Below are 8353 nucleotides of genomic sequence, written 5' to 3'. Positions count from 1 at the left end.
AATCCGTACCTGAAGGACAACTCCAACGCATGGGAGCTTGAACCCGACGGCCACTACCAGCGTCGCAAGGCGCGCGGCAAGCAGAAGGCGTTCAGCGCCCAGCAGCACCTGATGGAGACGTTAGGCAGTCCGGCCGTACCGACGGCCGCCGATTGAGAGTCTGCTCATGGGAGGACGTCGTATGGACCTGATCTTGTGGCGGCACGCCGAGGCCGAGCCCGGCGGCCCTGATTTGCCCGATATGGAACGCGCCCTGACAGCCAAAGGCCAGAAACAGGCGCGCCGCATGGGCCAGTGGCTGGATTCGCAGCTGCCGGAGTCCTGCCGCGTCCTCGTCAGTCCCGCCGTGCGCACCGTGCAAACCGCGGAGGGCCTGGGCCGCAAATACAAGACCCATCCCGACCTGGCGCCCGACGCCGATCCGCAAGACATTCTGAAGGCCGCCAATTGGCCCTTCTCGAAAGAGGCGGTGCTGATCGTCGGCCACCAGCCTACCCTCGGCCAGTGCGCCGCGTTGCTGATGACGGGCGAGGAACAGGATTGGGAAATGAAGAAAGGCGCCGCCTGGTGGTTCGTGATGCGCGAGGAAGACGAGCAGACCAGCCTCTACCTCAAAGCCGTGATGCAAGCCGATCTGGTGAAATAAGCGGCCGCTTGCAATTGCATGTTTTGCTGCTAAAGTTTAGTTGTATCAACTAAGGAGCAGCTACCGGCAACGGCAGCTGGATCGTTATGTGGGCCCTGTTCACTCTGGGGATCTTCGGAGCGATGATCGCGTTGATCGCGTGGGAAATCGTGACCGAATCCCGTGGAGCACATCACAAGCTGATCGACCGCTACCACGAGTAGCACCAGGCTTCATCGAAGCACGGCTCCGCAGCGGACCTTCAGGGCGCCGCCGACGGAGCCTTCGTTTTTTCAGGCGAAGAAGTCGAACAGCGAGCTGGGGCCGTTATAGCCCGGCAGCGCGGAATTGCCGCCCTGCTGCTCCTGCTGCGTGTAGAACTGGGCCAGCACCTGGGCTTGCGCCGTCAGGGTTTGCGTCAGCTGGGTCTTCTGGGTGTTCAGCGACGCCACCTGCTTGTTGACCTGGGTGACTTCGCGGCTGATGACGCCGGTCTTCGAATCGGTCAGCGCGTCGATCTTGCTGTTCAGCTGGTCGGCAATGCCCTTGCCCTCATTGGTGAACAGTTTCGACACCGCATTCGGATCGGCCGCGATCGCTGCATTCAGCTTCTTCTCATCCAGTACCAGTTTGCCATTGCTGAAGGTCAGGCCCGCATCGGCCAGCTTGGATGCCGAACTGCCACCGCCAGTCTTGACCAGCTGCTCCAGCTGGCTCGACACCTGGTTCAGCGCCGTATCGCCTTTCAGATCGCCCTTCTGCAGCGTGGCCAGGCGGTCGCTCAGGGTATTGAAACCGGCCACGAAGGCACTGACGTTTTTCGCGATCTGCGAGCTGTCGCTGCTGATGGTAACGTCGGCCTTGCCCTTGCCCTGCAAGGTCAGCGTGGTGCCGGCAATCGCGTCGTCGATGCTGTTATCGGCGCTGCGCACTTCCTTGCCGTCGACGGTCAGGATGGCATCCTGCGCCGCCTGGCTCTGGGTCAGATTGCTGAACAGGTTCTTTACGGCCGCGTCGCCACTGACGCTGAATTTCAGGCTGTTCGCTTCGCCGCTGGCGCTGCGGATTTGCAGCGCATAGCCGGTGCTGGACTTGATCACGCTGCTGTCGATGCCCGCATCTTTCAATGCGCCGGCAATACCGTTCAGCGTATTGTTGTGGCTGTCGATGGTGATGGTTTTGTCGCCGACCTTGATGGTGGCGGGGGAACCGGTGYCGATCTGGCTGTCCGCCGAATCGAAAGAAGCTCCGTTCAGAATCTGGTTTTGCGCCAGCTGGCTGACATCTATCTTGTAAGTGCCTGCCTTGGCCGTGCCGTTGGTCGCGGCGCCCAGCACGCCCTTGGTGGACACGCTGGCGCTCGTGCTGAGCCCGCTGCCCGCCAGGCTGTCGGCGATATTCTGGAACAGCGCCAGCGCACTTTGCAGCTGGCCCAGGCCGGACAACTTGGCCTGCGTGCTGGTGATGTTATTGTTGAGCCGGTTAACCACGCCCTTCTGCGACGCCAGCGTCTGCTCGACCCGCGCCGCCACGGTGGACGACAGCGTATTCGACGCGCCGGCATTGCCGAGACTGGCAGTAGTGCCGTACATGGACGTGAGAAGGTTGCTGACGTTATTCATAGCTTAGCAATGAGCCAATAAAGGACGAAATGATCATCATTGTCCAGTATAGCCTGAGAATCAAAACGCCGAGCAGACCGGGATTTACCGCATGAATTTGGTGATGGCGCCCGCGGCGTCGTTATCCAGTGGCAGGAAGGTAAAGCCGATCTTGAATTCGTCGCCGCTGAAGATGCAGTGACTTGCTTTTCCGCGGCAACTTACGATTTGCGGCTTGCCGTCGACCAGCATTTCGAACACGAGTTGGCCAGTCTGGCCAATGGTGACCTTGTGTTCCGATGTGAGCGACATCCCGGCCAGGCCGAGGTCGAAGGTGCGCGCCAGCATTGGTCCGCCGCCTGCATCCATGACGATCATCGCTTTTACACGCAGGATTTTGCGCGCCCCTTGCCTGCTATCCACCAACATTGTRCTTAATCCAAAGTTTCTTACAAGCCTAGTATTGTACTGCGCATTCAGCGATGATGTGAATCAAGTATTACTGCAATTCCCGCAAACGGCTGAAGGCATCGTCGATGCGTTCCACCGGAATGATGGTCATGCCCTCGATCGGCTGCTTGGGCGCATTCGCCTTCGGGATCATGGCCACCGAGAAGCCCAGTTTGGCCGCTTCGCGCAGGCGCTCCTGGCCGCGCGGCGCGGGCCGGATTTCGCCCGCCAGCCCCACTTCCCCGAACACGACGAAGCCGCGCGGCAGCGCCTTGTTACGCATGGAGGAATTGATCGCCAGCAGAACCGCCAGGTCGGCGGCCGGCTCGGTGATTTTCACCCCGCCCACCGCGTTTATGAACACGTCCTGGTCGAAAGCCGCAATGCCGGCGTGACGGTGCAGCACTGCCAGCAGCATCGCCAGGCGATTCTGCTCCAGACCAACCGACAGCCGGCGCGCGTTGGGCAGATGGCTGGCATCCACCAGCGCCTGGATTTCCACCAGCAACGGACGCGTGCCCTCCTGCGTTACCATCACCACCGACCCAGGCACCTGGCTGTCGTGCTGGGACAGGAACAGCGCCGAAGGATTCGACACGCCCTTCAGCCCCTTCTCCGTCATGGCAAACACGCCCAGCTCATTGACCGCGCCAAAGCGGTTTTTAATGGCGCGCACCAGGCGGAAGCTGGAATTGTTATCGCCTTCGAAGTACAGCACCGCATCGACGATATGCTCCAGCACGCGCGGACCGGCCAGCGAACCCTCTTTCGTCACGTGGCCGACCAGAATAATGGTCACGCCCGTGGTCTTCGCCATGCGCGTCAGCTGGGCCGCGCATTCGCGCACCTGGGCCACCGAGCCGGGCGCCGACGTCAGCGCATCCGAGTACAGCGTCTGGATCGAGTCGATCACGGCCACCTGCGGCTTGATGTCATTCAGCGTGGCGAGAATTTTCTCCAGCTGGATCTCGGCCTGCAGCTTGAGGTCCTTGGCGTCGACCGCCAGGCGCTTGGCACGCAGCGCGATCTGCGCGCCAGACTCCTCGCCCGATACATACAGCACGCTCTTGACCTGCGACATATTCGCCAGGGCCTGCAGCAGCAGGGTCGATTTGCCGATGCCCGGATCGCCGCCGATCAGCACCACGCCGCCCGCCACCAGGCCGCCGCCCAGTACGCGGTCGAATTCTTCAATGCCGGTGCCGAAGCGCGGCACATCCAGTGCCTCGATATCCTGCAGCGACAGCACGGGCGCGGTCTGCGCCAGCGATTGATGGGTTTGCGAGAAGCGGTTGGCGCCCGCCGCCTCGATGACGGTTTCCACCATCGTGTTCCACTGCTGGCAGGCGGCGCACTGGCCGGTCCATTTGCTGGACACGCCACCGCATTCGCTGYAGGTGTAGTTGGTCTTTGCCTTCGCCATGGATCAGGCCTCGACCACGCGCACACGCGGCGCCACGGCGCACATCAGCTCATAGCCGATGGTGCCGGCGGCAGTTGCCACGTCATCGATCGGCAGGCCTTTACCCCACAGAGTGACTTCACTACCGATCTTCGCATCCGGCACCGGGCCAAGATCCACGGTCAGCATGTCCATCGACACACGGCCCACGATACGGGTGCGCACGCCGTTCACCAGCACCGGTGTATCGACCGGCGCATGGCGCGGATAGCCGTCCGCATAGCCACAAGCCACTACGCCAATGCGCATCGGACCTTCCGCCTCGAAGCGGCTGCCATAGCCGACAAAGTCGCCCTTGGCGATGTCCTGGATGCCGATAATTTCGCTGGCCAGCGTCATGGCCGGCAGCAGGCCGAATTCTTCCGCCGTCTTGCCGCCCGGCGTGCCGCCATACAGCATGATGCCGGGACGAACCCAGTCGCTCGGCAGCGCCRTGCCCAGGTCCGGCATCAGGAAAATGCCAGCCGAATTGGACAGGCTGCGCTGGCCCGGAATGCCGTCAGTCGCGGCCTGGAAGCGGCGGATCTGTTCATCGATCGGCATGCAGGGATGGGCGCGCTCGTCGGCGTTGGCGAAGTGGGTCATCAGCGTGATCTCGCCTACCTGCGGCAGCGCGCGCAGGCGCTCGTAAGCGGCGCGGAACGCTTCCGGCTTGAAGCCGAGGCGGTTCATGCCGGTGTTCATTTTGAGATGCACATTGACGGCGCGCGGCAGGCGGGCGGCTGCCAGCAGGTCGATCTGCTCGTTGCAATGGACCGAACCGTTGATGTCATGCTCGGCCATCATTTCGATGTCGGCCGCGTCGAAGAAACCTTCCAGCAGCAGGATGGGCTTGGTCCAGCCCAGCTGGCGCAGGCGCAACGCGTTGTCGGGCTCGATCAGCGCCAGGCCGTCCGCCTCCGCGAAGCCGCGCATCGCACGTTCCAGCCCGTGGCCGTAGCCGTTGGCCTTGAGCACGGCCCAGGCTTTGGACTGCGGCGCACAGGCCCGCGCACGGGCCAGATTGTGTTTCATTGAATCAATATGGATGCGTGCTTCGATGGGCCTTGGCATGGCGTAAAACGAGGGTCGAAAAGGAATCCCGCATTTTACCTTAGAGGGGTCTTAGGCACGGGTGTGATTTCTTGGGAAACCACCCTTTCCATGGTATAAAGCATGCCGAGATAAGTTTTCGGGCCCCAGAATGAATCGTGGTTTTTATACCATCATGGCAGCGCAGTTCTTTTCGTCGCTGGCGGACAACGCATTGTTGTTCGTGGCGATCGACCTGCTCGTTTCCATGAAATCCCCGGCGTGGATTACGCCGCTCCTGAAGCTGTCGTTTGTGCTGTTTTACGTGCTTTTGGCTGCATTTGTGGGCGCTTTCGCTGACGCGCTGCCCAAAGGCCGCGTCATGTTCATTGCGAACCTGATTAAGATTTTCGGCTGCATTCTCATTTTCACGCATGTGCATCCGCTGGCTGCTTATGCGGTCGTGGGTTTTGGCGCGGCGATTTATTCGCCGGCTAAATACGGCATCCTGACCGAATTGCTTCCCGCCGAGAAACTCGTGGCGGCAAATGGCTGGATTGAAGGTTTGACGGTGACCTCGATTATTTTCGGCACCGTAATGGGCGGTGCACTGGTCGCGGGCCGCGTGTCGGCCTGGCTGATGAGTATCGACCTTCCTTACATCGACACCGGCATCGACACCACCACCGAAATGGCGCTGTGCGTGGTCGGCGGTACGTATGTGCTGGCGGCCCTGTTCAATCTGAAGATTCCCGATACCGGCTGCGTCTATCCTCATCAGGAGCGCAATCCGGTCAAGCTGATCACCGACTTCTCCAACTGCTGCGTGATCCTGTGGAAGGACAAGCTGGGCCAGATTTCCCTCGCCGTGACCACCCTGTTCTGGGGCGCCGGCGCAACCCTGCAGCTGATCGTGCTGGAGTGGGCCAAGAAATCGCTGCACATGAGCTTTGACAAGGCCACCAGCACCGTCGGCATGGTCGCAATCGGTGTGGCGCTGGGCGCGGCGCTGTCRGCCCGTTTCATCAGCCTGCGCAAATCGCTGACCGTGATCCCGCTGGGTATCGCGATGGGCGTGATCGTGATGGGCATGATCTTCGTCGATACGACTTATCTGGCGTATCCGCTGCTGGTACTGGTCGGCATTCTGTCCGGTTTCTTCGTCGTGCCGATGAACGCCCTGCTGCAGCACCGCGGCCACGTGCTGATGAGCGCTGGCCATTCGATCGCCGTACAGAACTTCAATGAGAATCTGTCGATCCTGACCATGCTGGCCATCTACTCGCTGATGCTGCGCCTGCGCCTGGATCTCAATGTCATCATCGTGCTGTTCGGGCTCTTCGTCGCGGGAACCATGCTGATGGTGATGCGCGTGCATGCAGCCAACCAGCGCGAGCACGATTCGCTTGCGCTGATCGGCGAGCACAAGCACTAACGCTGTTCGGGCACGGCGGATCGGACGATCCGCCCTACAGCGGCAGGCTTCCGCTTTCACGGCGCGTCCGGGCTCGGTCGCGCCAGTCGTCCGGCACCACGAAGCCGCGCTCCGTTTCCACCAGCCAGCCATCCGCCTCGGCCACCGTCGCGACCATCACAGGCGATGGATCGATGGCGAATTTTTCAGCTAGCACTTGCAGCAACTCGTCGCGCGTCAGCGGCGCCGGTGTTGGCGGCAGTTGCGCAGCCTCGCCCAGCGCCGGGCGCGCTGCAGCGATCTTCAGCGGCGCCAGCCACTGCAGGCGCGGCATGACCACGAAGCGCTCGCCTTCCGCCGCGGCTTGTGCGGACAAGGTGCGCCAATATCCGCGGCAATGGCCGGGCGACACGCCTTCAATATTCCACTCCCTGCCTTCTTCGTAAAACAGCCAGCCCTTCACCAGCGCCTGCGCTTTCACGACCGGCTCCGGCAGCACCAGCTGCGCGGCCGGATGCCGCGAGATTTGCAGCTGATGGCTGAAGATCTTGCGCATCTTGAGCCCCAGCGTATCGGCCAGATTTGGTCCGACGAGGTGATTGAATTTGCCCGGATCGGGTTGGCCATCGAGCAGATAGAACTTGGTCGCGAATTCGATATGGCGCAAGCCGCCCTCCTCGCGCAGCAGGAAGTCGAATTCGCCGATGGTGCCATTGCGTCCATCGCGGATTTGCAGGCCGTGCGCGGCCAGTACGCCTTGTTCGGCGTAATAGAAGGCCATCAGCTTTTCAGCGTACAGGCCAAGGCGTGAGTAGAAGCGGTTGCCGAGGGCTTGCTCGACCGGCGTCGGATCGGCGTCGAGGTCGGCCAGCCAGTTGGCGACGGCGGGCGTTGGCGCGCCAAGTGCCGCGATCTTACCGTGCCAGTGAGCGCTGTTCGCATCGAGCAGGTCGGGGGAATCAAGCAGCCAGGCCAGTGCGCGCACATGGGGGCGCGTCAGGTGGCCCCATGTGCGCTGGAAGCGCGCCTGGTAAGTGGATGCTGCCGGTTTAGCGGCGTCCGGCATGGGCGGACTTGGCCAGGCACAGGTCGGCCCATGCCTTGGCCTTTTCTTCCGGCCGCTTCAGCAGGTCGGTTGGATGATAGGTTGCCACGACCGGCACTTCGCCGTGCAGCATGATGCGTCCACGCGCGGCGGCGCCGAGCAGACCTTTGGCGCTGGTATGGCCGACGGCGACCACGACCTTCGCTTGCGTCAGCTGCAACTCGCGTTCCAGATACGGACGGCAGGCTTGCAGCTCTTGCGCGGTCGGCAGGCGCTGGCTGCCGTCTTCGTTCGCGGGACGGCATTTCACCAGCGTGGTGATATACGCGCCCTTCTCCGTGCTCTGATTCACTGCGCGCAGCATATTGTCCAGCAGGCGGCCAGGATTACCGGTGATCGGCTCGGCGAATTCTTCATCGTCCTGATTTGGCGCAGTATCGAGCACCAGCCAGCTTGCCTGCTCGTCGCCGCGACCAGTGACGGCGGTTTCGCGCGTTTTGCACAGGTTGCAGCGCGTGCACGATTTCACAGCCGCTTGCAGCTCCGGCCAGTCCATCGCTGCGATTTCCTCGTCCGTCACCGGACCGCTGGCTTGCGAGCGCGCGGCAGCCGCACGTGGCTGGTGAGCCGCGGCTCGCGGCACGGCCGGCACGTCATCACCCCACGCCGACCCCCGCGCCGGCGCCGCAGGCGCAGGTGCGGCCGACGTATGCCGTGCCCCTGCCGCAGGCGCGGACGGTTGCCG

8 protein-coding genes are annotated in these 8353 nt (G+C 62.3%); 2 read left to right on the top strand and 6 right to left on the bottom strand.

Annotation, left to right across the window (positions count from 1 at the left end; translation table 11 throughout):
- The first annotated feature begins 181 nt into the window (after window positions 1-181).
- The gene (gene sixA / locus AB4Z11_RS15025; RefSeq protein WP_442026050.1) at window positions 182-646 is read left to right on the top strand and encodes a phosphohistidine phosphatase SixA; all 465 of its coding nucleotides are present in this window, start codon (window positions 182-184) and stop codon (window positions 644-646) included.
- A gap of 272 nt (window positions 647-918) precedes the next feature.
- Here the strand turns inward: sixA and fliD are convergent, their stop codons facing one another.
- The 4 genes from fliD to alr form a co-directional block, all read right to left on the bottom strand.
- Window positions 919-2247, bottom strand: a complete 1329-nt coding sequence (gene fliD / locus AB4Z11_RS15020; RefSeq protein WP_442026049.1) for a flagellar filament capping protein FliD — start codon at window positions 2245-2247, stop codon at window positions 919-921.
- 84 nt (window positions 2248-2331) lie between these two features.
- The gene (locus AB4Z11_RS15015; RefSeq protein WP_442026048.1) at window positions 2332-2655 is read right to left on the bottom strand and encodes a PilZ domain-containing protein; all 324 of its coding nucleotides are present in this window, start codon (window positions 2653-2655) and stop codon (window positions 2332-2334) included.
- A gap of 70 nt (window positions 2656-2725) precedes the next feature.
- Complete coding sequence (gene radA, locus AB4Z11_RS15010; protein WP_442026047.1) at window positions 2726-4099, bottom strand: DNA repair protein RadA; 1374 nt, start codon at window positions 4097-4099, stop codon at window positions 2726-2728.
- A gap of 3 nt (window positions 4100-4102) precedes the next feature.
- Window positions 4103-5191: an alanine racemase gene (gene alr, locus AB4Z11_RS15005; RefSeq protein ID WP_442026046.1), complete on the bottom strand. Its 1089-nt coding sequence runs from the start codon at window positions 5189-5191 to the stop codon at window positions 4103-4105.
- 130 nt (window positions 5192-5321) lie between these two features.
- Between alr and lplT the strand changes: the two genes are divergently transcribed.
- Window positions 5322-6584, top strand: a complete 1263-nt coding sequence (gene lplT / locus AB4Z11_RS15000) for a lysophospholipid transporter LplT (protein WP_442026045.1) — start codon at window positions 5322-5324, stop codon at window positions 6582-6584.
- Between the two features lie 34 nt (window positions 6585-6618).
- On the opposite strand, the gene AB4Z11_RS14995 is transcribed toward lplT, so the two are convergent.
- Both AB4Z11_RS14995 and AB4Z11_RS14990 read right to left on the bottom strand, forming a co-directional pair.
- Window positions 6619-7629 (bottom strand): DUF1853 family protein, encoded by a 1011-nt coding sequence (locus AB4Z11_RS14995; protein WP_442026044.1) that lies wholly within the window; start codon window positions 7627-7629, stop codon window positions 6619-6621.
- Window positions 7613-8353 (bottom strand): uracil-DNA glycosylase (locus AB4Z11_RS14990; protein ID WP_442026043.1); only part of this gene is annotated, 741 nt, incomplete at its 5' end. The genes AB4Z11_RS14995 and AB4Z11_RS14990, both read right to left, overlap by 17 nt.

The sequence above is a fragment of the Pseudoduganella sp. RAF53_2 genome, assembly GCF_052113985.1.
Classification (GTDB): domain Bacteria; phylum Pseudomonadota; class Gammaproteobacteria; order Burkholderiales; family Burkholderiaceae_D; genus Rugamonas.
This window is presented reverse-complemented; position numbering and strand designations above follow the sequence as displayed.